Here is a 24773-nt window from a genome sequence, read left to right on the forward strand (position 1 = left end):
CGCATTGTAACGGAAACCCGAGCGCCATGCTCGGTCTCCCCGACAGACACAATCAAGCCGCCGCCACAGTCACCGGCACACCGTTAAGCGCCGCATTCCCCGACAACTCGTCGAGCTGACATTCATCGGTCAGGTCATTGGCGCTGGAGCCGGGTTGACCACTGGCGATCGTCATCTGCACGCCCGGGCGCGCATGGCCCCAACCATGAGGAAGGCTGACCACGCCTTTCATCATATCCAGGCTGGCGACCACTTCAACTTCGATCATGCCGACCCGCGAAGTGACCCGCACACGCTGCCCATCGCTGAGTCCACGACTGCCCAGGTCGTCCGGGTGCATCAACAATTGATGACGCGGCTTGCCCTTCACCAGACGGTGATAGTTGTGCATCCACGAGTTGTTGCTGCGCACATGACGGCGGCCAATCATCAACAATTCATCGGCGGCCGGTGCTTGCAGTGCGGAGAACCGGGCCAGGTCGGCGAGGATCGCCGCCGGCGCGGCCTGGACTCGCTGGTTGGCGGTTTTCAGGCGCGGGGCCAGGTTGGATTTGAGCGAGCCCAGATCGACGCCGTGCGGGTGATCGAACAAAGTCGCCAAAGAAAGCTTGTGTGACGAAGCGTCGCCATAAAACCCCATCCGCAGACCACGATCGATCATCTGCGCAGGTGGAATGGTCGGCTTCAGCTCCTTGCCGGTCTTCGCGGCAAAAGCCTGGGCCAGGCCGACAAAAATCTCCCAGTCATGCAACGCGCCTTCAGGTTTGCCCAGGATCGCCCGGTTGAAACGGGTCACGTTACGCACCGCAAACATGTTGAAGGTGGTGTCGTAGTGATCGTTTTCCAACGCCGAAGTCGACGGCAGGATCAGATCGGCATAGCGCGTGGTTTCATTGATGTACAGGTCGATGCTGACCATGAACTCCAGCCCGTCCAGCGCCTGTTCCAGTTGCCGGCCATTGGGTGTGGACAGCACCGGATTGCCGGCCACGGTGATCAGCGCACGGACCTGGCCTTCCCCGCCCGTCAGCATCTCTTCCGCCAGGGCCGACACCGGCAACTCGCCGCCGTACTCGGGACGCCCGGACACGCGACTCTGCCACAGATTGAAATGCCCGCCCGACGTCGACGCCACCAGATCCACCGCAGGTTCGGTGCACAACGCACCGCCGACGCGGTCGAGGTTGCCGGTGACCAGGTTGATCAGTTGCACCAGCCAATGACACAGCGTACCGAAGGCCTGGGTCGAGACGCCCATCCGGCCATAGCAGACAGCTGTCGGCGCCGCCGCAAAATCCCGGGCCAGTTGGCGAATCTGTTCTGCCGGCACCGCGCACAAGGGGCTCATGGTTTCGGCGGTGAATGTTGCGATCGCCTGACGCACCTCATCCAGACCGTCCACCGGTAAATGGCTGTCACAGGTCAGGCCTTCGGAAAACAAGGTGTTGAGCAACCCGAACAACAGCGCCGCATCGCCACCGGGACGCACGAACAGATGCTGATCGGCGATCGCCGCCGTTTCGCTGCGACGCGGATCGACCACCACCACTTTACCGCCCCGAACCTGAATCGCCTTGAGGCGTTTTTCCACATCCGGCACGGTCATGATGCTGCCGTTTGAGGCCAGCGGATTACCGCCGAGGATCAGCATGAAATCGGTATGGTCGATGTCCGGAATCGGCAACAGCAAGCCGTGGCCGTACATCAAATGGCTGGTGAGGTGATGAGGCAGCTGATCGACCGAGGTCGCGGAAAACCGGTTGCGGGTTTTCAGCAGGCCCAGGAAATAATTGCTGTGGGTCATCAACCCATAGTTGTGCACGCTGGGGTTGCCTTGATAAACCGCCACTGCATTCTGCCCGTGATGCTCCTGAATCGCGGCCAGGCGTTCAGCGACAAGGCTGAACGCGTCTTCCCATTCGATAGGCTGCCATTCGCTGCCCACTCGCAACATCGGCTGACGCAGGCGATCCGGATCATTCTGAATGTCTTGCAGGGCAACCGCTTTGGGGCAGATGTGCCCACGGCTAAACGTATCCAGCGAGTCGCCTTTGATTGAGGTGATCTGCACGCCATTGCCTTCGACCTCAGAGGTCTCGATGGTCAGGCCGCAGATGGCTTCACACAGGTGGCAGGCACGGTGATGGAGAGTCTTGGTCATGGCCAGTCTCTGTTTTGTTCTGGGCGGGCAATATCGGCCGCGGGAACAAAACTATGGCGCCTGACCCGCGACTGCGCCAGCGACGTTCGTCTTGTGAATCGGCGACCATCAGGCCAGCCGATGGCCGCGCACGATCAGTTCGGCGGCAACCTGGGCGGCGGCGCCTGCAACTGGATCTCCTGAACGGTTTCGATCTGTTCCTGGGCGACATGTACGCCGGTGAGCTCGCCGATCAGTCGCCAGTGTTCGTCGAGCCCGGTGCTGATGGTTGCCATGCGGTCGATCATGCGTCGACCGGCCGCTTTGGTCACTTCGTCTTCACTGCGCATCAATTCGAAGGACATTGACGTCATGGAAGCAGTGAGGTGGGTCAAGGAACGGGCCGTGAGGCCGAGTAAATCCATTAACAGCTGTTCTTTCGATTCCATTCCGAAGGCTTCCTGCATCACTCGTGAGTTAGTTATAACCCAGCACTTTGCATTAGCAAATGTTTCATCCCGGCACATCGCCAGCCACCGTCGCGAATACCAGGTCAGAAACCGACTCGTGGCCATGCGATCCCCGCCCGGTTTGATTGCCAACCCCAAGGAGCCCAGTGTACAAATGACGGGCTGCTGTCAGGAAACCGGCTTCAAAAGCGCTACTGCGGTCACCCCGTAGCCCCTCTGAAATCCCCAACACCGTAGCCTATTGGAAAAACGCGACATTTAATGTCAATATCGCGCCTTCCCCTATTTCGTCGCCCCGTGCGGCTTACGCCGCAGGTCTCGCCCGTTTTTCAGTTAAACAAGGCTTTGAGTATCTGCGGTCTGTTGCAAAAGGTAGTCAATGATGAGCGCAAGGCACTTTCTCTCCCTGATGGATTGCACGCCCGAAGAGCTGGTCAGCGTGATCCGTCGAGGCGTTGAGCTCAAGGACCTGCGTAACCGCGGCGTACTGTTCGAGCCTCTGAAAAACCGCGTGCTCGGGATGATTTTCGAGAAGTCCTCGACCCGCACCCGAATTTCGTTCGAAGCCGGCATGATCCAGCTCGGCGGCCAGGCCATTTTCCTGTCACCGCGCGACACCCAGCTGGGCCGTGGCGAACCGATCGGTGACGCCGCCATTGTCATGTCGAGCATGCTCGATGCGGTAATGATCCGCACGTTTTCCCACAGCACCCTGACCGAATTCGCCGCCAATTCGCGCGTGCCGCTGATCAACGGCCTGTCCGATGACCTGCACCCGTGCCAGTTGCTGGCCGACATGCAGACGTTCCTCGAACATCGCGGCTCGATCCAGGGCAAGACCGTGGCCTGGATCGGCGACGGCAACAACATGTGCAACAGCTATATAGAAGCGGCGATCCAGTTCGACTTCCAGTTGCGTATCGCCTGCCCTGAAGGTTTTGAACCCAACCCGCAATTTCTGGCCATGGCCGGTGATCGCGTGACCATCGTCCGCGATCCGAAGGACGCCGTGCGCGGCGCCCACCTGGTGAGCACCGACGTCTGGACCTCCATGGGCCAGGAAGAAGAAACCGCCAAGCGCCTGAAGCTGTTCGCGCCGTTCCAGGTAACTCGCGCCCTGCTCGACCTGGCGGCCGAGGATGTGCTGTTCATGCACTGCCTGCCGGCCCACCGTGGCGAGGAAATCAGCCTCGACGTGCTCGATGACAAGCGCTCCGTCGCCTGGGATCAAGCGGAAAACCGTCTTCACGCACAAAAGGCCCTGCTCGAGTTTCTCGTCCCGCCTTCGTACCATCACGCATGAGCAATCCATTACTGCTTAACTTGCGCAACCTCGCCTGTGGCTATCAAGACCAGCGAGTGGTGCAGAACCTCAACCTGCATTTGAATGCCGGCGATATCGGTTGCCTTCTGGGTTCTTCGGGCTGCGGCAAGACCACCACGCTGCGGGCGATTGCCGGTTTCGAACCGGTGCACGAAGGTGAAATCACGCTGGCGGGCGAGACCATTTCCCGCGCCGGCTTCACCCTCGCCCCGGAGAAACGCCGGATCGGCATGGTGTTCCAGGACTACGCACTGTTCCCGCATTTGAGCGTGGCCGAAAACATCGCTTTCGGGATCCGCAAGCATCCGCAAAAGGATCGCGTTACCGAAGAACTGCTGGAACTGGTCAACCTGAAAAACCTTGGCAAGCGCTTCCCGCACGAGCTGTCCGGTGGCCAGCAACAGCGTGTCGCACTGGCCCGCGCACTGGCACCGGAACCGCAACTGCTGCTGCTCGACGAACCCTTCTCCAACCTCGATGGCGAACTGCGGCGCAAGCTCAGCCATGAGGTGCGTGACATTCTCAAGGCCCGCGGCACCAGCGCAATTCTGGTGACCCACGACCAGGAAGAAGCCTTCGCGGTGAGCGATCACGTCGGGGTGTTCAAGGAAGGCCGGCTGGAACAGTGGGATACGCCCTACAACCTGTATCACGAACCGCTGACGCCTTATGTCGCCAGCTTCATTGGCCAGGGTTATTTCATCCGCGGCCAGTTGAGCAGCCCGGAGTCGGTGCAGACTGAGTTGGGAGAGTTACGCGGTAATCGCGCCTACACCTGGCCAGTGGGCGGCGCGGTGGACGTGTTGCTGCGCCCGGACGATATCGTTTATGCGCCCGACAGTAGTTTGAAGGCGCGGATTGTCGGCAAGTCCTTCCAGGGTGCGTCGACGTTGTACCGTTTGCAGCTCCCGACCGGTGCGCAACTGGAGTCGATTTTCCCGAGCCATGTCGATCATCAGGTGGGTGCCGAAGTGGGTATTCGCGTCGCGGCTGAACACTTGGTGCTGTTCCAGGCGTCAGGCAGCACGGCGGCGCAGATTCCGGTTTTAGAGTCCGGCGTCCGTCGTTACAGCACTGCTAGCTGATGCATAAAAACTAAATGTGGGAGCGGGCTTGCTCGCTCCCACATTGGATTTTCGTCACCCCAACATCAACGTTCCGCTCGCAACCAACGTCGCATTCCCGCCAATCTTCACCCGATCGCCTTCCAGCCGGCAGAACAACTCCCCGCCTCGTTTCGAGCACTGATAAGCGCTTAGGCTCGACTTACCCATCCCTGATTCAACTGCGACCTATGTCAGCAAACTTTGCCTGAGTGTGTTCGGCCAGCACAGCCGGCGCCAATTCTACTTCCAGACCACGTCGACCGGCGCTGACGAAAATGGTCGCAAAGGGCTGAGCGGAGTTATCGATAAACGTGCGTAAACGCTTCTTTTGCCCCAGCGGACTGATCCCGCCCAACAGATAACCCGTCGCACGTTGCGCCGCGGCAGGGTCGGCCATTTCGACTTTTTTCACGCCCGCCGCGTGCGCCAGATGCTTCAAGTCCAGACTTCCGACGACCGGCACCACCGCCACCAGCAATTCACCTTTTTCACTGGCTGCCAGCAGGGTTTTGAACACTTGCACGGGGTCCAGTCCCAGTTTCTCTGCGGCCTCCAGCCCATAGGACGCAGCCTTCGGATCATGTTCATAACTGTGCACACGATGTTCGGCTCGAACTTTTTTCAACAAATCCAATGCGGGGGTCATGGCAGCTCCAGACTGGGCGGCAGTAGAAAAATCCTGCGCTGGATTCTAGGACATTGATCGGCAAAAGGCTCTATTGCGCCACTGTTTCAAAGGTTCGGCAGCGCCACCTGCCGCTCGTCCGCGCCCGTTCCGAGGCATGAACGATATGATCATTCACGTGACTAATAGTTGAATTGTGACTGATGGTTCACTTTCGACCTTTGACAGCAGCGTTTCTTGTCTATATTTTTTCGAATCTGAATACTGTACGAATGTGTCATCGCAGTACCCCAGCAGCAGGCCGAGAACAGGATGGGGATTCTGCCTCGGTGGAAAACGCGCTTTGGCCATGACGAAAGAAGCGCCAGACAACAACAAAAACGAGGTCTCCAATGACAACTGCTTTACAACAACCGTCGCTCTCAAGCCAATGCATGGCCGAATTTCTGGGCACTGCACTGCTTATCTTTTTCGGCACCGGTTGCGTTGCTGCGCTCAAGGTCGCGGGTGCCAGCTTTGGCCTGTGGGAAATCAGCATCATCTGGGGCGTCGGCGTAAGCATGGCGATCTACCTGACCGCCGGCGTTTCCGGGGCTCACCTCAATCCTGCCGTCAGCATCGCCCTGAGCATTTTCGCTGACTTCGAAAAGCGCAAGCTGCCGTTTTATATCCTCGCTCAAATTGCTGGCGCGTTCTGCGGCGCATTTTTGGTCTACACGCTGTACAGCAATCTATTCTTCGATTTCGAACAAACTCACCATATGGTTCGTGGCACCCAGGCCAGTCTTGAATTGGCGTCGGTGTTCTCCACCTTCCCCAACCCGGCCCTGTCCACCGCCCAGGCTTTCCTGGTTGAAGTGATCATCACCGCCATCCTGATGGGCGTGATCATGTCCCTGACCGACGACAACAACGGTCTGCCAAAAGGCCCCTTGGCACCGCTGCTGATCGGTTTGCTGATCGCAGTGATTGGCAGTTCGATGGGTCCGCTGACCGGTTTTGCGATGAACCCGGCGCGCGATTTCGGTCCCAAGCTGATGACTTTCTTCACCGGCTGGGGTGAAATTTCCCTCACCGGCGGCCGCGATATCCCGTATTTCCTGATTCCGATTTTTGCACCGATTGTCGGTGCCTGCCTCGGCGCTGCCGCGTATCGCGGGCTGATTGCCCGTCATCTGCCCAGCGCCTTACCTGCTACAAAGGACGTAACACCGGCCATTGACGGCAAACCAAGAACTTCTTGATACCGTAGGCGCGTGATCCTGCCCATTTGATCTCGCGCCGGACCTTTCTCCCTTTTTTCGTCCAAGGCAATCGACATGACCGACATTCAGAATAAGAACTACATCATTGCCCTCGATCAGGGTACGACCAGCTCCCGCGCGATCATTTTCGATCGTGACGCGAACGTGGTCTGCACCGCCCAGCGTGAATTCGTCCAGCATTACCCGCAAGCCGGTTGGGTCGAACACGACCCGATGGAAATCTTTGCCACCCAAAGTGCCGTGATGGTCGAGGCCCTGGCGCAAGCCGGCCTGCATCACGACCAGGTCGCGGCCATCGGCATCACCAACCAGCGCGAAACCACCGTGGTCTGGGACAAGACCACCGGCCGACCGATCTACAACGCGATCGTCTGGCAGTGCCGCCGCAGCACCGAGATCTGCCAGCAGCTCAAGCGCGATGGCCACGAGCAATACATCAGCGAAACCACTGGCCTGGTGACCGACCCGTACTTCTCCGGCACCAAACTCAAGTGGATCCTCGACAACGTCGAAGGCAGCCGCGAGCGTGCGCGTAAAGGTGAACTGCTGTTCGGCACCGTCGACAGCTGGCTGATCTGGAAATTTACCGGCGGCAAGGTCCACGTTACCGACTACACCAACGCCTCGCGCACCATGCTCTTCAACATCCACACGCTTGAGTGGGACGCGAAGATGCTGGAGGTGCTGGATATTCCGCGCGAGATGCTGCCGGAAGTTAAATCCTCATCGGAAATCTACGGCCACACCAAAAGCGGCATCGCCATCGGTGGTATTGCCGGCGACCAGCAAGCGGCCCTCTTCGGCCAGATGTGCGTCGAGCCAGGCCAGGCGAAAAACACCTACGGCACCGGCTGCTTCCTGCTGATGAACACCGGCGACAAAGCCGTGAAGTCCAAGCACGGCATGCTCACCACCATCGCCTGCGGCCCGCGTGGCGAAGTGGCTTACGCGCTCGAAGGTGCTGTGTTCAACGGTGGCTCCACTGTTCAGTGGCTGCGTGACGAACTGAAGATCATCAACGACGCCCACGACACCGAATACTTCGCCAACAAGGTCAAGGACAGCAATGGCGTGTACCTGGTGCCCGCCTTTACCGGTCTGGGCGCGCCGTACTGGGACCCGTATGCCCGTGGTGCCCTGTTCGGTCTGACCCGCGGCGTGCGCGTGGATCACATCATTCGTGCAGCCCTGGAGTCGATTGCCTACCAGACCCGCGACGTTCTGGACGCCATGCAACAGGATTCCGGCGAACGCCTGAAATCCCTGCGCGTGGACGGTGGTGCGGTCGCGAACAATTTCCTGATGCAGTTCCAGGCCGACATCCTCGGCACTCAGGTCGAACGCCCGCAAATGCGCGAAACCACTGCACTGGGCGCCGCGTATCTGGCCGGCCTGGCGTGCGGCTTCTGGGGCAGCCTGGATGAGTTGCGTGGCAAGGCGGTGATCGAACGCGAATTCGAGCCGACCCTGGACGAAACCGCCAAGGAAAAACTCTACGCTGGCTGGAAAAAAGCCGTCAGCCGCACCCGCGACTGGGAACCGCATGAAGGCGCTGAATAAACCAACAGCAGGGTTGTAACTGGTAGGGAGCGGATTCCTGCGGCATCATGGGCAAATTTTGCACGGCAGCCAAAGGAAGCCCCATGAATCTGCCTCCCCGTCAGCAGCAAATCCTCGAACTGGTCCGCGAACGCGGCTATGTCAGCATCGAGGAAATGGCTACGCTGTTCGTCGTTACACCGCAGACCATCCGCCGCGATATCAATCAGCTCGCGGAAGCCAATTTGTTGCGTCGCTACCATGGCGGCGCAGCCTACGACTCCAGTGTCGAAAACACCGCCTACGCCATGCGCGCCGACCAGATGCGCGATGAAAAGCAGCGTATCGGTGAAGCCATTGCGGCTCAGATCCCGGATCACGCCTCGCTGTTCATCAATATCGGCACCACCACCGAATCGATTGCCCGGGCGCTGCTCAATCACAATCACCTGAAGATCATCACCAACAACCTGCACGTGGCCTCGATGCTCAGCGCCAAGGACGACTTCGACGTACTGCTGACCGGTGGCAATGTGCGGCGCGACGGCGGTGTGGTCGGTCAGGCGAGTGTCGACTTCATTAACCAGTTCAAGGTCGATTTCGCCTTGGTCGGCATCAGCGGTATCGATGAAGACGGCAGCCTGCTGGACTTCGATTACCAGGAAGTGCGGGTGTCGCAGGCGATCATCGCCAATGCCCGGAAGGTGATTCTCGCGGCTGACTCCAGCAAATTCGGGCGCAACGCCATGATTCGCCTGGGGCCGATCAGCCTGATTGATTGCCTGGTAACCGATCAGCAGCCTGTGCCGGCGTTGGCGCAGTTGTTGAGTCAGCACAAGATTCGGCTCGAAGTCGTTTAACCCCCCTAACCGCTAAACACCCTCCTTGTAGGAGCCGGCTTGCCGGCTCCTACAGAATGTGCCCCCGCAATTCGCTCTTCTTCCCCGCGAATGTTCGTAAATTTTCCTTTAATGGCCCTTCGATCAGTATTTTCAATCGAAGTTGACTGGCTGTGGGCGGTTTAATGGGCTACTATTTTCGCAAATGAACATTAATGTTCGTATTCCAATACAGAAAATCAAAAGAGCCCGAGGCCAGCCGATGCCCACTTCTACCTTGCCTACGCCCCCTCTCGCTGAGGTCTACGACATCGCCGTCATCGGTGGTGGGATCAATGGCGTGGGGATCGCAGCGGATGCCGCCGGTCGCGGCCTCTCGGTGTTCCTTTGCGAAAAGGATGACCTGGCCAGCCACACGTCGTCGGCCAGCAGCAAGCTGATCCACGGTGGCCTGCGCTACCTCGAACATTACGAATTCCGCCTGGTGCGAGAAGCCCTCGCCGAACGCGAAGTGCTGCTGGCCAAGGCGCCGCACATCGTCAAGCAAATGCGCTTCGTGTTGCCGCACCGTCCGCACCTGCGTCCAGCCTGGATGATTCGCGCCGGCCTGTTCCTGTATGACCACCTCGGCAAGCGGGAAAAACTCGAAGGCTCGAAAAGCCTGAAGTTCGGCCCGGACAGCCCGCTGAAAAGCGAAATCACCAAAGGCTTCGAATACTCCGATTGCTGGGTCGACGATGCGCGCCTGGTGGTGCTGAACGCCATGGCTGCCCGCGAAAAAGGCGCCCACGTTCACACCCAGACCCGTTGCGTCAGCGCCCGCCGCACCAAGGGTTTGTGGCATCTGCACCTGGAGCGCGCCGATGGCAGCCTGTTTTCGATCCGCGCCAAAGCGCTGGTGAACGCCGCTGGCCCATGGGTCGCCAAGTTCATTCGTGACGACCTGAAGATGGAATCGCCATACGGCATTCGCCTGATCCAGGGCAGCCACCTGATCGTGCCGAAACTGTACGAAGGCGAACACGCGCACATTCTGCAAAACGAAGATCAGCGCATCGTCTTCACGATTCCGTACCTGAACCACTTCACCCTGATCGGCACCACCGATCGCGAGTACACCGGCGATCCAGCCAAAGTGGCGATCACCGAAGGCGAAACCGATTATCTGTTGAAAGTGGTCAACGCCCACTTCAAGAAACGGATCAGCCGCGACGATATCCTGCACAGCTATTCCGGCGTTCGTCCGCTGTGCAACGACGAATCCGACAACCCGTCGGCCGTTACCCGCGACTACACCCTGGCGCTCTCGGGCACTGGCGAAGAAGCGCCGTTGCTGTCGGTGTTCGGCGGCAAGCTGACCACCTACCGCAAACTGGCCGAGTCGGCGCTGGCACAACTGGCACCGTATTTCACGCACATCAAGCCAACCTGGACCGTCAGCGCCACTCTGCCGGGCGGCGAAGACATGACCACCCCGCAAGCGTTGAGCTCGCTGATTCGCGACAAGTTCGACTGGGTCCCGACGGAAATTTCACGCCGCTGGGCCACCACTTACGGCAGCCGTACCTGGCGCATGCTGGAAGGCGTGCAGAACCTCAGCGACCTGGGCGAACACATCGGCGGCGGTCTTTACACCCGCGAAGTCGATTACCTGTGCAGCGAAGAGTGGGCGACCACCGCGCATGACATTCTGTGGCGTCGCAGCAAACTGGGCTTGTTCACCACCCCGGCGGAACAACAGAAGCTCGCGGATTACCTGAGCAAGGTCGAGCAGAACCGAAGCAAGATCGAAGCGGCCTGATCACCGATCCGCTTGAACGAAAGCCCCTGAATCTCACGATTCAGGGGCTTTTTTGCAGGGGCTCATTGCGCCAGATGCAACAGCAGGAAATCAATGAACGCCCTCGATTTATGGGGCAGATGCGGGCTGTTGGGGAACACCACGTTGACGGACTGCGAGGGCAGCGAATAGTCGGGCAACAGGCGGATCAGCCGCTCGCTGGTGATGTCATCCTTGACCACCCACGCGGGCAGCACGGACACGCCCAGGGACGACAACGTCATGGAGCGGATGGCCGTGGACGAGTTGGATTCAAACTGATTGATCCCGTTGATCTCGACAGTCCCCAAGTGTGGATGGCGCAACGTCCACTGGGTGGGTGCCTGCAAGTTGCTGTTGGCAATCCACGGCAGCGAATTCAGGTCCTGAGGATTCTGCACCGGGTGACGCGCAAGAAACGCCTCGGTAGCCACCAGGACAATTTCATAATCCGCCAGTTTACGACTCTTGAATGCCGAGTCCGCCAGGTTGCCTAAACGGATAACCAGGTCTAACTTTTCCGCCACCAGATCATTGAGTGACGAGTTAAAATTATAACAAATTTTTATCTCCGGGTAGCGCTCTATGAACTGCGGAATCAACGGCAGAATATACGCCTCACCGTATTCACTGGTGGAACTGAAGCGCAACTTTCCGGAGACTCGATCATGCCCTTTTAATACATTATCAAAGGCATTATCGATATCCGCGACAATACCTTTGAACTCTTCATAAAAGTCCTGACCGATTTCGGTGAGGGATATATTTCGGGTATTTCGAATCAACAAAGTCGCTGACAGTACGTCTTCCAGCGCCTTGACATGCAGGCTGGCCATGGCTTTGCTGATGCTCAGGTAATTGGCCGCCTTGGTGTAAGAACCAAAATCGACCACGGCCAGAAATGTCTGGACCCGATTAAGATGAGTGTGCATAGCAATATGGCTCACTGTTAAATCCTGTCAAACATTGTTTCAAGGATAGTCGTATCGACAGTTTAAGTCCACCGCCCCTATGCTTTGCGGCAAAGGGGAAACACCATGACCTATCGCTACAAAGTTGCACTGATATTTCTGATCGGCTTTTTTATAGACTGTATTAACATCTTTATGTCGGCGGTCGCATTACCGAGTATATCGGCGGCGTTGCACGTTAGTACTTCAGACGTTGCCTGGGTGGCCAATGCTTATATTCTGGGGCTGACGCTGATCATTCCGGTCAGCACCTGGCTGGCCGGTCGTTTTGGCAGCCGGGAAATCCTCACCGCCTCGATGCTCGTGTTCACAGCTTCCGTGTGGATGTGCGGGCTGGCCGACAGTTTCAACGAGCTGGTGATCTGGCGCTTCGTCCAGGGGATTGGCGGTGGCCTGTTGATTCCAGTCGGCCAGGCGCTGACGTTCAACCTGTTCAAGGGTGAGCAGCGGGCGAAAATATCCACCTTGGTCATGGCCGTTGCCCTGATAGCGCCCGCCATTTCACCAACCATCGGCGGAGTCATCGTCGACAGCAGCTCCTGGCGCTGGGTGTTCTACAGCAACATCCCGTTCTCGCTGATCGCGGCATTGCTGTCCTGGTTCTGGATCAACGAAGCGCGGCCAACGAGTTTGCCCCGGCCCGACATCAAGGGCTTGCTGCTGGTCAGCGCGGCACTCGGCAGTCTGCTGATGGGCATGTCGTTGTACGGCGGCGATGCTCCGGCATGGGTGGCCGCCCTCTTCGTCATGGCCGGCGTTGCTTTCGTCGTGCTGTACGGGCTGCATTACCGCATCTGCAAAAACCCGATCATTGAACTGAGCCTGCTCAAAAGCAAAAAACTCAGCACCTCCATCTTTATCTATTACGCGATCCCCGGTGTGTTCACGGGGGTCAACTTGATGAGCATCTTCTTCCTGCAAAACACCCTGCACTTCAGCGCCCGCCTGACAGGGATGTTCATGATCCTCTACGCCATCGGCGCGTTCATCGCGATGCTGATCTGTGGCCGGGTCTACAACCGGATGGGTGCAAAGCGCCTGTTTGCCCTCGGCATGCTGTTGCACAGCGCCGGCATCGCCACCCTGTTACTGGTGAACAATCCCTCAGACCTTTTAGTGATTGTCATCGCCTACAGCTTGATGGGGATTGGCGGCGGCATTGGTGCCAACACAGCACAAACCACGTCGTTGATGGACTTCGAGGGCAGTGACACTCACAAGGCCAGCGTCATCTGGAACATCAACCGACAGATGTCATTCAGCATCGGCGCCGCCCTCTTCCTGATGGTTTTCAACCTGCTCTTGAAGCATTTCGATACCACCCAGGCCTACCACGTGACGTTCGCCATCGCCGCGCTGGTGGGCCTGTTCCCACTCTTTCAACTGAGTCAGTTGAACACTCAAAAGGACTGTCATGCACAACAAAATAGTTGAACAGGCGCACCACAGCATTCATCACGTGCACGAGCTGATCCACACCCTGTTCACCGACGCCAACGGCAAGGGGCAGGCTGCGCTCGAACCGCTGATGTCGGCATTCGCCGAGCACTTCACCATGGTCACCACCTCGGCCGCCATCGTCAACCGGGCGACGGTCGAACAGATGTTCAAGGGTGCGATCGGCGCCAAACCAGGCCTGGAAATCGTCATCAGCGACCTGCAGACGGTGTGGCAAGAAGGCGCCAGCGTGGCGATCCGCTACAAGGAAACCCATCGCCTCGACCAGCGCGAAAGCTCACGGATTTCGGTGGCGATCATTGGCCTGCATCACCACAACGCCCAATGGATCTACCTGCATGAAACGCCGTTAAGCCAGGAAAGCTGATTTTCGTATGAATTACACAATCACTGATTGCCGAATGCTCTCGGCCTCTATCAAAGAAATCACCGTCAGCCCGCAAATACCCGGGTGTGCGGCGCTGGACGCGGGCGCGCATTTCAAATGGTTCATCCCCGAACTGAATGAATGGCGGCACTACTCGGCGGTACAACTGGCGGACCGCATGACGCCGCAAGGCAGCGTCGTCTTTGCCATCCGGCTCACGGCCGACTCGGCCAGCAGTCGCTACATTCGTTCGCTGGCAATCAACGACACGGTGCAGCTCGATGGCCCGTTCAATACGTTCACCTACCCGCTCACTGAAGGCGTCGGCAGGGACATTGCGATTGCCGGCGGCATCGGCATTACGCCGCTGACCGGGATCCTTCATCACCTGACGTCATTGAATCGAAGCGCACACCTGCACTACTTCGCCAGAAGCGACGACGACGCGGCCTATGCCTTGCCCATGCAGGCACTGCTGCAAGAACGCCTGCACTTGCACTTCTCCGGCCAGCCCGATGGCCGCCCTTCTGTCAGTCAGGTGCTGGCAGATCTGGCACCACACGACCGGCTCTACGTCTGCGGTCCGCAGTCGATGCTCAACGACGTGTTTTGCCATGCCGAGGCCAACGGCCTGGCGCGCGAGCGCATCCATTTTGAAATCTTCAATGTGGTCCGGGAAGACGATGCGTCGGCCTTTGTGATTGACGCCGTCGAGTCGGGTATCAGCGTCAACGTCAATCAAGACCAAACCTTGCTGGAGGCGCTGGAGGCGGCCGGCCTGGACCCGCTCTTCGACTGCCGACGCGGTGAGTGCGGTGTCTGCGCGCTGGAGGTCGTTGAGGGCGAAGTCGACCATCGCGATTTCATCATGAGCGAAAAAGAAGCTGCCTGTAGCGCAAGGATTTATCCCTGCGTTTCCCGGGCCAAAAGCCAACGCCTGAAGCTGGCGATCTAACGAGGAACACCGTTTGGACAATTACTTCAACGGCAGAGAAGTGCATAAATCGCTCTTCCTTGATCAACAGCTCTTCGACCAGGAACAACACAGCGTCTTCGCCGCCAGCTGGTGTTACGTGGGGCACGACAGCCTGATCCCGCAGCCCGGCGACTTTTTCACCACCGACATTGCACAGCAACCCTTGGCGATGGTCCGGCAAAAAAATGGCGACATCGTTGTCCTGCACAACCGCTGCCCGCACAAAGGCGTGAAAGTGCTGGCCGAGCCTCGCGGCAATGTCGGCCGGTTTATCCGCTGCCCCTACCATGCGTGGACATTCAAGACTGATGGAGAACTGCTGAGCATTCCGGTGAAAAAGGAATACGACGATTGCGACCTCAGCGCCTGTTCCGCCCACAAAGGCATGCAAGCCGTCGCGGCGGTTGAGAATTATCGCGGTTTTGTGTTTGTCCGCCTCCAGGCGAAAGGTATCGACTTCAACACCTTTTTCGGTGAGTCATTGTCGACACTGGACAACATGGTGCTGCGCTCGCCCCTGGGCCAGCTGCGCGTCGTTGGCCAGCCACTCCTGCACCGCCATCGCTGCAACTGGAAAATGGTCGTCGATAACCAGACCGACACCTGTCACCCGATGATTGCCCATGAGTCCTCGGCGGGCGAAGCGATTCGCTTGTGGAAGGAAACCAGCGACCAGACCAGCCCTTCGCCCATGGCGGTCGAGCTGTTTTCACCGTTCATGGCGTCCTACGAGTTCTTCGCCAACATGGGTATTCGCATCTGGCCCAACGGCCACGGGCATACCGGCGTCAGCAACTCAATCCATAAAGCCTATGCCGATATTCCGGGTTATTGGGACTTGATGGTCCAGAGCTATGGCGAACGCCAGGCCACCGAGATTCTCGAAGACACCCGACACAACACCGTCTATTTCCCGAACCTGATGGTCAAGGGCCCGATCCAGACGTTGCGGGTGATCAAGCCGATCAGCGCTCAGGAGACGGTGGTCGAGTCGTGGATCTTTGAATTGGTGGGCGCCCCCATCCAGTTGCTGGAAAGAACCGTCCAGTACAACAACCTGATCAATTCCCCCTGCTCGATGGTCGCCCACGACGATGTGGAAATGTACGAGCGGGCAACACAAGGGCTACGCAGTGATTCCAACGAGTGGGTCAACGTGGCGCGACTCTTCGAACCGAACGAATCCTATGAGCGGACCCAGGTGGTTTCGGGCACCAGCGAAATGGCGATGCGCAACTTTTACAACAGCTGGCAGCACTTGATGCGGGATAACCATGCAACTCGATCAGAACAATAAACACGCCATCGAACAGTTGATCGCCAGCGAAATCCAGCTATTGGACCAACAGGATTTCAGTGCCTGGCAAGAACTGCTGACCCCCGAATACACCTACTGGATACCGTTGCGACGAGAACAGACCAGCCCCCTTCATGAGTCCTCGCTGCTGTATGAAGACCGGTTTCTGACCACGTTGCGCGTCAACCGATTGGCCAACGCGCGTAACTACTCGCAACAGCCCAAGAGTCGCAGTTTGCATATTGCCCAGTGTTCGTTGATCCGCATGGAAGACGACGAACTGAGCGCATCGAGCAGCACCAACATGCTCTATTGCGAAGCCCGAGGAGACAGCGAATGGCATTACCCGGTCACCGTCGAGCACCAACTGATTAACGTCGAAGGCATCTGGAAAATCAAAGGCAAAAAAGTACTTCTGCTCAATCCCTCCCGAGCGATTGAAAGCCTGCAGTTAATCATCTGATTTATCGAGAATCACACGTGAACGTTATGAGTACCGGCTTCGACGAAGCCACATTTCCCGGTTCCTTTCCGTATGTCGACCTGTTGTACGACTACGGCCAGTTTTTGCGCAATGCCATCGATGCGATCGGTGACTTGCCACCCGAAGCGGCCAACAAACACATTGGCATTGTCGGCGCCGGGCTGACCGGGCTGGTCGCCGCCTACGAACTGCTCCGTGCCGGCGCCCGTCGGGTTACGCTGTTCGAGGCCGCCGAAGAACACTTGGGCGGTCGCTTGCTGACCCAGCGCTTTGACGATGACCACCCGCAATTCATCGCCGAAATGGGCGCGATGCGCTTTCCTCCCAGCGAGGTCGGGTTGTTTCACTACCTGAACCGCTTCGGCATCGAAACCACCGAAGCGTTTCCTGACCCCGGTGTCGTCGACACCGAAATCCACTACCGCGGTGAGACTCATCACTGGGCGGCCATGCAGCCGCCACCGGCCATTTTCAGCACGGTCCATCGGGGCTGGAGTGCGTTTTTGAAAGAGGGCGTGACCTTCGATGACGGCACCTGCCTGGCGCCACCGTTGTTACTGACCGAGTTACTCAAGCAACACAACTACGCAGAAGTGCAGCCGGAATGGCAACGCTATCTGGATTACTTCGGTGACAGCTCGTTCTATTCGGCCATGGTGCAGATTTTCACCGGCAGCAAACCGCCCGGCGGACAACCGTGGCGCAAACCCGAAGACTTTCATCTGTTCGGTTCGCTGGGGATCGGTTCGGGCGGTTTCCAATCGGTATACCGCGCCTCCTTTACCGAAATTCTGCGGCTCGTGGTCAATGGCCTCGAAGTCAATCAACGGCTGGTGCCCATGGGTATCTCATCGCTGTCGGAGTTGATTGCCGATACGTCATTCAACGGCATGCCCCTGCGCGACCGAATCTGCCGCACCCGCATCGAGTCCATCAACAAGGGCAAGAACGGCGAAATCCTGCTGGCCGGCAGCAATGGTGAAACCTATGCCTGCGACCGGGTGATTACCACGACCACCACCCGGGCGCTGCAAGTGAACATGAAGCTCACGCAGAACCAGGCCTTCGTGAATCGTGACGTGGCCCGGGCGATCAACGAAACCCACATGGTCGGTTCGTCCAAGCTGTTCATCCTGACCAAAGACAAGTTCTGGTTGAAACACGGGCTGCCACAAAACATCCAGACAGACACCTTGGTGAAGGGCGTGTATTGCCTCGATTACGCACCGCAGGACCCTGAGTCCTGGGGCGTGGTATTGATCAGTTACACCTGGGAAGACGACTCCCACAAGATGGTTTCAATGACCGACAAAGTTCAACGCTGCCTGCGCCTTGTCGATGAACTCGCCATGAGCGCACCCGAGTTTGCCAGTCACCTTCTACCGCTCAATGGCAACTACCAGCGCTATGTCCTGGAGTATGACTGGCTGACCGACAAGCATTCGCTGGGCGCCTTCAAACTCAACTTTCCGGGTGACGATATCTACTCGGAGCGCTTGTTCTATCAATTCAAAACGGCCCTCGATCCACAACAGGACACAGGGTTGTACCTCGCCGGGTGCGGCTGCTCTTTCACCGGTGGCTGGGCCGAAGGCGCCATTCAAACAGCGCTCAACGGTGCCTGTGCGGTGATCAGCAGTCTGGGTGGCGACTTGATTGCCGACAATCCGCTGGACGGACTGCACGCTCAATACCGCTATTGCTGATGCCTTCATCGCAAGCCTCCTCTTTATCGCCGAGACCGTTTTATGTACAGCCAGCTTTCAATTGAAGAACTCGTCAGCGGATTTCGCAGTGGTCGCCACTGCCTGGACACCTGGCACCAATCCCTGCGCGATAAACAGTTTGATCATCAACACCTGAACAGCTTCATCACATTCGACCCGGCGGCGTTCGAGGGCGCCCTCGGGGCCGACCGGGAGGCGGGCCTGTTTGGCATTCCCGTTTCCTTCAAGGACAACATCAATGTCAGCGGCATGCCGACCACCGCAGGAACGCCGGGGCTGGCCGCTTACTACCCGCTGTCCGATGCCGGGATTGTCGAGCGCTTCAAGACGCTGGGCGCAAGGGTCGTTGGCAAGAACAACATGCATGAGCTGTCGTTCGGGGTGACGTCGGCCAACCGAACTCATGGCGCCGTGGTCAATCCGGCTGACGAACGCTACAGCGCAGGCGGCAGCAGCGGCGGATGTGCCGCCTCGGTGGCCGCCGGTCTTGTGCCCTGCGCCGTGGGTACCGACACCGGCGGGTCGGTGCGCATACCCGCAGCGTTCTGCGGGATCGTCGGATTTCGCCCCACCACGGGATGTTACCCGGTGGACGGCATCGTGCCCGTCTCCCAGACCAAGGACACGCCGGGGCTACTGACCCGCACACTGCAAGACTGTCAGTACATCCACCGTCACCTGACCGGGGCCGGTCCCGCGGCCCCGGGCGACAACAGACCGCTACGGGTGGGCATACCGGAAAAATTCCTCTGGGCCGACCTCGACGAAAAAGTCCGACGCGATTGCTTCGCGGCTATCAAGTTGTTGGCAGATCGGGGCGTCGAGCTGGTTCCGGTCGATGACCTGTTGATCGGGGAAATCAATGAGAGCATTCAGTTCCCATTGCCGATTTATGAGTTCTTTATCGACTTCCCGCGCTTCTTGATGAAAGAAGGCTGGGGCGACCAATTCCTGAGCATCCTGGCGCAGATCCAGGACCCGGGCATCAAGAAAATACTGACGGCGCAACTCGAGAGCCCGGCGATTTCCTACACCGACTATGTACAGGCATTGATGAGCAAACTGCAGCTGGGTCGTGAATACAGCCGTCTGTTCAACGCACATCAACTGGATGTGATTGCCTACCCCACCGTCAGCTGCACGGCTCCGTTGCTCACGGAGTGCGAGGCAGAAAGCAACTTCGAGACGTTTGTGCGCAACACCGACCCGGCGAGCAACCTGGCGGCCCCCAGTGTCACCGTTCCGGTAGCGGAAAAACACTCACTGCCGGTGGGTCTCTCGTTCGACGCGTTGCCCGGGCAGGACAGCCTGCTGCTAGAGAGAGCCCGTCAGCTATCACGCTTGCTGGCCATGCGCTAAACGCGCCGTCGGCGCCATTCACTGAATGGCGCTGATCCTTTCTCGCGCGCGCCTGCAACCTGGCCCGCCGAAAGAACAGCCCTCTAATAATTCAGATGCAGGCCTTGCCATGCGCAGCACTTCTACGCCCACTTCCGCGACCCCCGTCGCACTTGAACGATCGCCCTCGGTACTCGGTGGCGCCATGATGATCGGTGGCACCATCGTCGGCGCCGGCATGTTTTCGCTGCCGGTCGTCATGTCCGGCCTGTGGTTTTATGGCTCCGTCGCGGTCCTGTTGTTTGCCTGGTTCTGCACCTTGCATTCCGGCCTGATGATCCTTGAGGCCAACCTTAATTATCGCCCCGGTGCCAGTTTTTCAACGATCACCAAAGACCTGTTGGGTCGTCGCTGGAACGTGTTGAACGGCTTGAGCATCGTCTTTGTCCTGTACACGCTGACCTACGCCTACATCTCGGCCAGCGGTTCGGTGATTCTTCACAGCGCCCAATCATTGGGCTTGAATCTGTCGGCACGCGCCGGGGGCTTGTATTTCACCCTGACGGTCGCGCTCATCGTGTGGCTGAGCACGGCAGCGGTGAGCCGGGTGACCACGGTGATTTTCGGCGCAAAAATCATCGCGTTCTTCCTGACCTTCGGCGGACTGCTCGAACATGTGCAACCGGCGACGCTGCTCAATCGAAACGCCACGGATAGCCACTACCTTCCTTACCTGCTGATGACCTTGCCCTTCTGCCTGACGTCCTTCGGTTTTCACGGCAACGTTCCCAGCCTGATGAAACACTTCGGCAAAGACCCGCAGCGTATCCGTGCCTGCCTGGTCAGCGGCACCCTCATCGCGCTTGGGCTGTACGTTGTCTGGATGGTTTGCAGCATGGGCAACATTCCCCGGGACGGGTTCAAGGACATCGCTCAGCGTGGCGGCAATATCGACGTGCTGATCAGCGCGTTGGGGGCGATGCTCAACAGCGCGAAAATCGATGTATTCCTCAGCCTTTTTTCCAACTTCGCCGTTGCCTGCTCATTTCTCGGCGTGACCCTGGGACTCTTCGATTATCTGGCCGATGTGCTGGGGTTTGACGACAGCCCGCGAGGTCGCCTGAAAACCGCGACCACCACCTTCTTACCACCTATGCTCTGCGGGCTGTTGTGGCCCGAAGGGTTTATCCATGCCATCGGTTTCGCCGGACTGGCGGCGACCCTCTGGGCCGTCATTACCCCGGCATTGCTGGCCAGCGCATCACGCAAACGCTTTGGCAGCCCGCGGTATCGCGTCTGGGGAGGCCAGCCCATGATTGCCCTGGTGTTGTTTTTCGGGCTGATCAGTGCGATTTCACATGTGCTGTTCTCACTGGACTTGTTGCCGGTGTGGCGTTAGCGGCCTCGAACACCATTCGGTTTCCCGAACGCGACCTGTCGGTCGATTCGGTTAACCGGATTATCTTTCACGAAAATCAGCGCCATAAATATTTAATACCCTTATAAATCAATAACTTGATCTATATCGCCTGGCCTGGCACGAGTCATGCTCTACACTCTTGGACGAATGCCTGATGCACCCCACTTCAGGAGCCGTCAGGTATTCGAAGCACAAAAAGGGCCGATGAACTGGCTCCATATAAAAACAATGTCGAGGAAAATTTGATGCGCATCGTTCCCCATATCCTGGGCGCAGCCATTGCTGCCGCTCTGATTAGCACTCCAGTTTTCGCTGCCGAACTCACCGGCACACTGAAGAAGATCAAAGAGTCCGGCACCATCACCCTCGGGCATCGTGACGCTTCCATCCCGTTTTCCTATATCGCGGACGCTTCCGGCAAACCGGTCGGCTACTCCCACGATATCCAGCTGAAAATCGTAGAAGCCATCAAGAAAGACCTGGACATGCCCAACCTCCAGGTCAAATACAACCTCGTGACCTCGCAAACCCGTATCCCGCTGGTGCAGAACGGCACCGTGGACGTCGAGTGCGGCTCCACCACCAACAACGTTGAACGTCAGCAGCAAGTTGACTTCTCTGTCGGTATCTTCGAAATCGGTACGCGTCTTCTCTCCAAGAAAGACTCCACGTACAAGAATTTCGACGACCTGAAAGGCAAGAACGTCGTGACCACCGCGGGCACCACGTCCGAGCGCATCCTCAAGTCGATGAACGCCGACAAGCAAATGGGCATGAACGTCATCTCCGCCAAAGACCACGGCGAATCCTTCCAGATGCTGGAATCGGGCCGCGCCGTAGCGTTCATGATGGACGACGCGCTGCTGGCCGGTGAAGCGGCCAAAGCCAAGAAGGCGAGTGACTGGGAAGTGACCGGTGATCCGCAGTCTTACGAAATCTACGGCTGCATGGTTCGCAAGGGCGACGCGCCGTTCAAGAAAGCCGTGGACGACGCAATTGTTGCGACCTACAAGTCGGGCGAGATCAACGAAATCTACAAAAAATGGTTCATGTCGCCAATCCCGCCAAAAAACCTGAACCTGAACTTCCCGATGAGCGACGAACTCAAGGCCCTGATCGCCAATCCGACCGATAAAGCGGCTGACGACAAGAAATCCTGATTTCTGACTAACCTTATCTCCTGAGAGGGCCGCTGCCCTTTCAGGAGATAGTCACTCCCTGCTGGCATTTTTTGGAAACACTCGAACCGGTGGCTGTCGAGCCGCTCGTGTGTGCCTGACTACTATGGTTGGGCGGGAACGGAGCTTCCCCAGGCGGGCACTTGTACATCGATCGATCTGAGGGGAGACCCTAATGAATTACAACTGGGACTGGGGCGTGTTCTTCAAGTCCACCGGCGTGGGCAGCGAGATTTATCTCGACTGGTACCTCACCGGTTTGGGCTGGACCATCGCCATCGCCATCGTGGCCTGGATCATCGCGCTGACGCTGGGCTCGATCCTGGGCGTCATGCGCACCGTGCCGAATCGCATTGTATCGGGCATCGCGACCTGCTACGTCGAACTCTTCCGTAATGTGCCGCTGCTGGTTCAGCTGTTTATCTGGTACTTCCTGGTGCCCGATCTGCTGCCGCAAAACCTGCAGGACTGGTACAAGCAGGACCTGAACCCGACTACCTCGGCGTTCCTCAGCGTTGTTGTCTGCCTGGGCCTGTTCACCACCGCCCGCGTTTGCGAACAAGTGCGTACCGGCATCCAGGCGCTGCCCAAAGGCCAGGAAGCCGCCGCTCGCGCCATGGGCTTCAAGCTGCCACAGATCTACTGGAACGTGCTGCTGCCCCAGGCCTACCGCATCATCATTCCGCCGCTCACCTCGGAATTCTTGAACGTGTTCAAGAACACCTCCGTCGCCTCGCTGATCGGCCTGATGGAATTGCTCGCACAGACCAAACAGACCGCCGAGTTTTCCGCGAACCTGTTCGAAGCTTTCACCCTGGCGACACTGATCTACTTCACCCTGAACATGAGCCTGATGCTGCTGATGCGCATGGTCGAGAAGAAAGTCGCCGTACCGGGCCTGATCTCCGTAGGAGGTAAATGATGGAATTCGACTTCTCGGGCATCATCCCGTCCCTGCCAGGTTTGTGGAACGGCATGGTCATGACCCTGCAATTGATGGCGCTGGGCGTTGTCGGCGGGATCATCCTCGGCACCATCCTGGCCCTGATGCGCCTGTCCCACAGCAAGCTGCTGTCGAACATCGCCGGTGCCTACGTCAACTACTTCCGTTCGATTCCATTGCTGCTGGTCATCACCTGGTTCTACCTGGCGGTGCCGTTCGTGCTGCGCTGGATCACCGGCGAAGACACCCCGATCGGCGCGTTCGCCTCCTGCATCGTGGCCTTCATGATGTTCGAAGCGGCGTACTTCTGCGAAATCGTCCGGGCCGGTGTGCAGTCGATTCCCAAGGGCCAGATGGGTGCTGCCCAGGCCCTGGGCATGACGTACGGCCAGATGATGCGTTTGATCATCCTGCCGCAAGCGTTCCGCAAGATGACCCCGCTGTTGCTGCAACAGAGCATCATCCTGTTCCAGGACACCTCGCTGGTCTATGCGGTCGGCCTGGTGGACTTCCTCAATGCTTCGCGTGCCAGTGGCGACATCATCGGTCGCTCCAATGAGTTCCTGATCTTCGCAGGTCTCGTGTACTTCACAATCAGCTTTGCCGCCTCGCTGCTGGTCAAGCGTCTGCAAAAAAGGTTTGCCGTATGATCTCTATCAAGAATGTCAACAAGTGGTATGGCGACTTCCAGGTACTGACTGACTGCAGCACCGAGGTCAAAAAAGGCGAAGTGATCGTGGTGTGCGGGCCGTCCGGCTCCGGAAAATCCACCCTGATCAAATGCGTCAACGCCCTGGAACCGTTCCAGAAGGGCGACGTGGTGGTCGATGGCACGTCCATCGCCGACCCGAAGACCAACCTGCCGAAACTGCGTTCGCGCGTCGGCATGGTGTTCCAGCATTTCGAACTGTTCCCGCACCTGACCATCACCGAAAACCTGACCATCGCGCAGATCAAGGTGTTGGGCCGCAGCAAGGAAGAAGCCACCCAGAAAGGCCTGCAACTGCTTGAGCGCGTCGGCCTCTCGGCTCACGCCCACAAGCACCCGGGCCAACTCTCCGGTGGTCAGCAACAGCGTGTGGCAATTGCCCGTGCGCTGGCGATGGACCCGATCGTCATGCTGTTCGACGAACCGACCTCCGCGCTGGACCCTGAAATGGTCAACGAAGTACTCGACGTCATGGTGCAACTGGCCCACGAAGGCATGACCATGATGTGCGTGACCCACGAAATGGGCTTCGCCCGCAAAGTGGCCGACCGCGTGATCTTCATGGACCAGGGCAAGATCATCGAAGACTGCAAGAAAGAAGAGTTCTTCGGCGACATCAGCCACCGCGCCGAGCGTACACAGCATTTCCTTAACAAGATTCTGCAGCACTAAGAAAAACACCGCTCCCCTTGTAGGAGCCGGCTTGCTGGCGATCAACGATAACGCGGTGTTTCAGGTTAACCGCGGTGATGCGATCGCCAGCAAGCCGGCTCCTACA

At 58.2% G+C, this 24773-nt stretch carries 22 protein-coding genes and 1 pseudogene; 18 read left to right on the forward strand and 5 right to left on the reverse strand.

The features are described 5' to 3' along the window. Positions 1-52 precede the first annotated feature (52 nt). Positions 53-2161 carry a molybdopterin oxidoreductase family protein gene (locus tag ACA072_RS23005; RefSeq protein ID WP_497620799.1) on the reverse strand — a complete coding sequence of 703 codons (2109 nt, stop codon included), beginning with the start codon at positions 2159-2161 and terminating at the stop codon, positions 53-55. 134 nt (positions 2162-2295) lie between these two features. Further along, complete coding sequence (plzR, locus tag ACA072_RS23010; RefSeq protein WP_497620800.1) at positions 2296-2589, reverse strand: PlzR type 4 pili assembly inhibitor; 294 nt, start codon at positions 2587-2589, stop codon at positions 2296-2298. A gap of 403 nt (positions 2590-2992) precedes the next feature. Here plzR and argF point away from each other — a divergent pair, with 403 nt between their 5' ends. Beyond that, a complete protein-coding gene (gene argF, locus ACA072_RS23015) occupies positions 2993-3913 on the forward strand; it encodes an ornithine carbamoyltransferase (protein ID WP_497625034.1) in 921 nt (306 codons plus the stop codon). Then, positions 3910-5019, forward strand: a complete 1110-nt coding sequence (locus ACA072_RS23020) for an ABC transporter ATP-binding protein (protein WP_497620801.1) — start codon at positions 3910-3912, stop codon at positions 5017-5019. The genes argF and ACA072_RS23020 overlap by 4 nt, the downstream gene beginning before the upstream one ends. 54 nt (positions 5020-5073) lie before the next feature. On the opposite strand, the pseudogene ACA072_RS23025 reads toward ACA072_RS23020, so the two are convergent. Then, a pseudogene (locus ACA072_RS23025) lies at positions 5074-5208 on the reverse strand (isomerase); the annotation flags it as partial. A 7-nt stretch (positions 5209-5215) separates the two neighbouring features. Continuing rightward, a complete protein-coding gene (gene ybaK, locus ACA072_RS23030) occupies positions 5216-5686 on the reverse strand; it encodes a Cys-tRNA(Pro) deacylase (RefSeq protein WP_497620802.1) in 471 nt (156 codons plus the stop codon). A gap of 371 nt (positions 5687-6057) precedes the next feature. Between ybaK and ACA072_RS23035 the strand changes: the two genes are divergently transcribed. From ACA072_RS23035 to glpD, 4 genes are all read left to right on the forward strand, one after another. Then, on the forward strand, positions 6058-6909 hold the full coding sequence (locus ACA072_RS23035) for an MIP/aquaporin family protein (protein ID WP_497620804.1): 852 nt from the start codon (positions 6058-6060) through the stop codon (positions 6907-6909). Between the two features lie 75 nt (positions 6910-6984). After that, positions 6985-8490 carry a glycerol kinase GlpK gene (gene glpK / locus ACA072_RS23040; protein WP_109634455.1) on the forward strand — a complete coding sequence of 502 codons (1506 nt, stop codon included), beginning with the start codon at positions 6985-6987 and terminating at the stop codon, positions 8488-8490. An 83-nt stretch (positions 8491-8573) separates the two neighbouring features. Beyond that, the gene (locus tag ACA072_RS23045) at positions 8574-9329 is read left to right on the forward strand and encodes a DeoR/GlpR family transcriptional regulator (RefSeq protein ID WP_027922833.1); all 756 of its coding nucleotides are present in this window, start codon (positions 8574-8576) and stop codon (positions 9327-9329) included. Positions 9330-9570: 241 nt separating this feature from the next. Next, on the forward strand, positions 9571-11109 hold the full coding sequence (glpD, locus tag ACA072_RS23050) for a glycerol-3-phosphate dehydrogenase (protein ID WP_497330492.1): 1539 nt from the start codon (positions 9571-9573) through the stop codon (positions 11107-11109). Between the two features lie 62 nt (positions 11110-11171). On the opposite strand, the gene ACA072_RS23055 is transcribed toward glpD, so the two are convergent. Continuing rightward, a complete protein-coding gene (locus ACA072_RS23055; RefSeq protein WP_497625035.1) occupies positions 11172-12059 on the reverse strand; it encodes a LysR family transcriptional regulator in 888 nt (295 codons plus the stop codon). 105 nt (positions 12060-12164) lie between these two features. Here ACA072_RS23055 and ACA072_RS23060 point away from each other — a divergent pair, with 105 nt between their 5' ends. The 12 genes from ACA072_RS23060 to ACA072_RS23115 all read left to right on the forward strand — a co-directional run bounded on the left by ACA072_RS23060 (position 12165) and on the right by ACA072_RS23115 (position 24667). After that, on the forward strand, positions 12165-13532 hold the full coding sequence (locus ACA072_RS23060; RefSeq protein ID WP_497620807.1) for an MFS transporter: 1368 nt from the start codon (positions 12165-12167) through the stop codon (positions 13530-13532). Further along, entirely contained in the window at positions 13513-13923 is a 411-nt protein-coding gene (locus ACA072_RS23065) for a DUF4440 domain-containing protein (protein ID WP_497620809.1), read from the forward strand. The genes ACA072_RS23060 and ACA072_RS23065 overlap by 20 nt, the downstream gene beginning before the upstream one ends. Positions 13924-13957: 34 nt before the next feature. Next, positions 13958-14878 (forward strand): flavin reductase family protein, encoded by a 921-nt coding sequence (locus tag ACA072_RS23070; protein ID WP_497620811.1) that lies wholly within the window; start codon positions 13958-13960, stop codon positions 14876-14878. 13 nt (positions 14879-14891) lie between these two features. Next, positions 14892-16196 (forward strand): Rieske 2Fe-2S domain-containing protein, encoded by a 1305-nt coding sequence (locus ACA072_RS23075; protein ID WP_497620812.1) that lies wholly within the window; start codon positions 14892-14894, stop codon positions 16194-16196. Beyond that, positions 16174-16659 (forward strand): aromatic-ring-hydroxylating dioxygenase subunit beta, encoded by a 486-nt coding sequence (locus ACA072_RS23080; RefSeq protein WP_497620813.1) that lies wholly within the window; start codon positions 16174-16176, stop codon positions 16657-16659. Before ACA072_RS23075 ends, ACA072_RS23080 begins: the two co-directional genes overlap by 23 nt. A gap of 17 nt (positions 16660-16676) precedes the next feature. Further along, entirely contained in the window at positions 16677-18386 is a 1710-nt protein-coding gene (locus tag ACA072_RS23085; protein WP_497620814.1) for an NAD(P)/FAD-dependent oxidoreductase, read from the forward strand. A 42-nt stretch (positions 18387-18428) separates the two neighbouring features. Further along, the gene (locus ACA072_RS23090) at positions 18429-19766 is read left to right on the forward strand and encodes an amidase family protein (protein ID WP_497620816.1); all 1338 of its coding nucleotides are present in this window, start codon (positions 18429-18431) and stop codon (positions 19764-19766) included. Between the two features lie 109 nt (positions 19767-19875). After that, positions 19876-21144, forward strand: a complete 1269-nt coding sequence (mtr, locus tag ACA072_RS23095; protein WP_497620817.1) for a tryptophan permease — start codon at positions 19876-19878, stop codon at positions 21142-21144. A gap of 266 nt (positions 21145-21410) precedes the next feature. After that, the gene (locus ACA072_RS23100; RefSeq protein ID WP_131060897.1) at positions 21411-22325 is read left to right on the forward strand and encodes a glutamate/aspartate ABC transporter substrate-binding protein; all 915 of its coding nucleotides are present in this window, start codon (positions 21411-21413) and stop codon (positions 22323-22325) included. Positions 22326-22518: 193 nt separating this feature from the next. Beyond that, positions 22519-23265, forward strand: coding sequence for an amino acid ABC transporter permease (locus ACA072_RS23105; protein WP_461955493.1), 747 nt, complete (start codon positions 22519-22521; stop codon positions 23263-23265). Beyond that, positions 23265-23936, forward strand: a complete 672-nt coding sequence (locus ACA072_RS23110; protein ID WP_150631210.1) for an amino acid ABC transporter permease — start codon at positions 23265-23267, stop codon at positions 23934-23936. The genes ACA072_RS23105 and ACA072_RS23110 overlap by 1 nt, the downstream gene beginning before the upstream one ends. Continuing rightward, the gene (locus ACA072_RS23115; RefSeq protein WP_461955494.1) at positions 23933-24667 is read left to right on the forward strand and encodes an amino acid ABC transporter ATP-binding protein; all 735 of its coding nucleotides are present in this window, start codon (positions 23933-23935) and stop codon (positions 24665-24667) included. Before ACA072_RS23110 ends, ACA072_RS23115 begins: the two co-directional genes overlap by 4 nt. Positions 24668-24773: the final 106 nt, after the last annotated feature.

This window comes from Pseudomonas sp. LBUM1656, assembly GCF_059716065.1.

What these genes read in the sequence shown, in the direction of transcription:
- ACA072_RS23005 (WP_497620799.1), bottom strand. Translation starts at nt 2,161, where the DNA reads ATGACCAAGACTCTCCATCACCGTGCCTGCCACCTGTGTGAAGCCATC.
- plzR (WP_497620800.1), bottom strand. Translation starts at nt 2,589, where the DNA reads ATGGAATCGAAAGAACAGCTGTTAATGGATTTACTCGGCCTCACGGCC.
- argF (WP_497625034.1), top strand. Translation starts at nt 2,993, where the DNA reads ATGAGCGCAAGGCACTTTCTCTCCCTGATGGATTGCACGCCCGAAGAG.
- ACA072_RS23020 (WP_497620801.1), top strand. Translation starts at nt 3,910, where the DNA reads ATGAGCAATCCATTACTGCTTAACTTGCGCAACCTCGCCTGTGGCTAT.
- ybaK (WP_497620802.1), bottom strand. Translation starts at nt 5,686, where the DNA reads ATGACCCCCGCATTGGATTTGTTGAAAAAAGTTCGAGCCGAACATCGT.
- ACA072_RS23035 (WP_497620804.1), top strand. Translation starts at nt 6,058, where the DNA reads ATGACAACTGCTTTACAACAACCGTCGCTCTCAAGCCAATGCATGGCC.
- glpK (WP_109634455.1), top strand. Translation starts at nt 6,985, where the DNA reads ATGACCGACATTCAGAATAAGAACTACATCATTGCCCTCGATCAGGGT.
- ACA072_RS23045 (WP_027922833.1), top strand. Translation starts at nt 8,574, where the DNA reads ATGAATCTGCCTCCCCGTCAGCAGCAAATCCTCGAACTGGTCCGCGAA.
- glpD (WP_497330492.1), top strand. Translation starts at nt 9,571, where the DNA reads ATGCCCACTTCTACCTTGCCTACGCCCCCTCTCGCTGAGGTCTACGAC.
- ACA072_RS23055 (WP_497625035.1), bottom strand. Translation starts at nt 12,059, where the DNA reads ATGCACACTCATCTTAATCGGGTCCAGACATTTCTGGCCGTGGTCGAT.
- ACA072_RS23060 (WP_497620807.1), top strand. Translation starts at nt 12,165, where the DNA reads ATGACCTATCGCTACAAAGTTGCACTGATATTTCTGATCGGCTTTTTT.
- ACA072_RS23065 (WP_497620809.1), top strand. Translation starts at nt 13,513, where the DNA reads ATGCACAACAAAATAGTTGAACAGGCGCACCACAGCATTCATCACGTG.
- ACA072_RS23070 (WP_497620811.1), top strand. Translation starts at nt 13,958, where the DNA reads ATGCTCTCGGCCTCTATCAAAGAAATCACCGTCAGCCCGCAAATACCC.
- ACA072_RS23080 (WP_497620813.1), top strand. Translation starts at nt 16,174, where the DNA reads ATGCAACTCGATCAGAACAATAAACACGCCATCGAACAGTTGATCGCC.
- ACA072_RS23090 (WP_497620816.1), top strand. Translation starts at nt 18,429, where the DNA reads ATGTACAGCCAGCTTTCAATTGAAGAACTCGTCAGCGGATTTCGCAGT.
- mtr (WP_497620817.1), top strand. Translation starts at nt 19,876, where the DNA reads ATGCGCAGCACTTCTACGCCCACTTCCGCGACCCCCGTCGCACTTGAA.
- ACA072_RS23100 (WP_131060897.1), top strand. Translation starts at nt 21,411, where the DNA reads ATGCGCATCGTTCCCCATATCCTGGGCGCAGCCATTGCTGCCGCTCTG.
- ACA072_RS23105 (WP_461955493.1), top strand. Translation starts at nt 22,519, where the DNA reads ATGAATTACAACTGGGACTGGGGCGTGTTCTTCAAGTCCACCGGCGTG.
- ACA072_RS23110 (WP_150631210.1), top strand. Translation starts at nt 23,265, where the DNA reads ATGGAATTCGACTTCTCGGGCATCATCCCGTCCCTGCCAGGTTTGTGG.
- ACA072_RS23115 (WP_461955494.1), top strand. Translation starts at nt 23,933, where the DNA reads ATGATCTCTATCAAGAATGTCAACAAGTGGTATGGCGACTTCCAGGTA.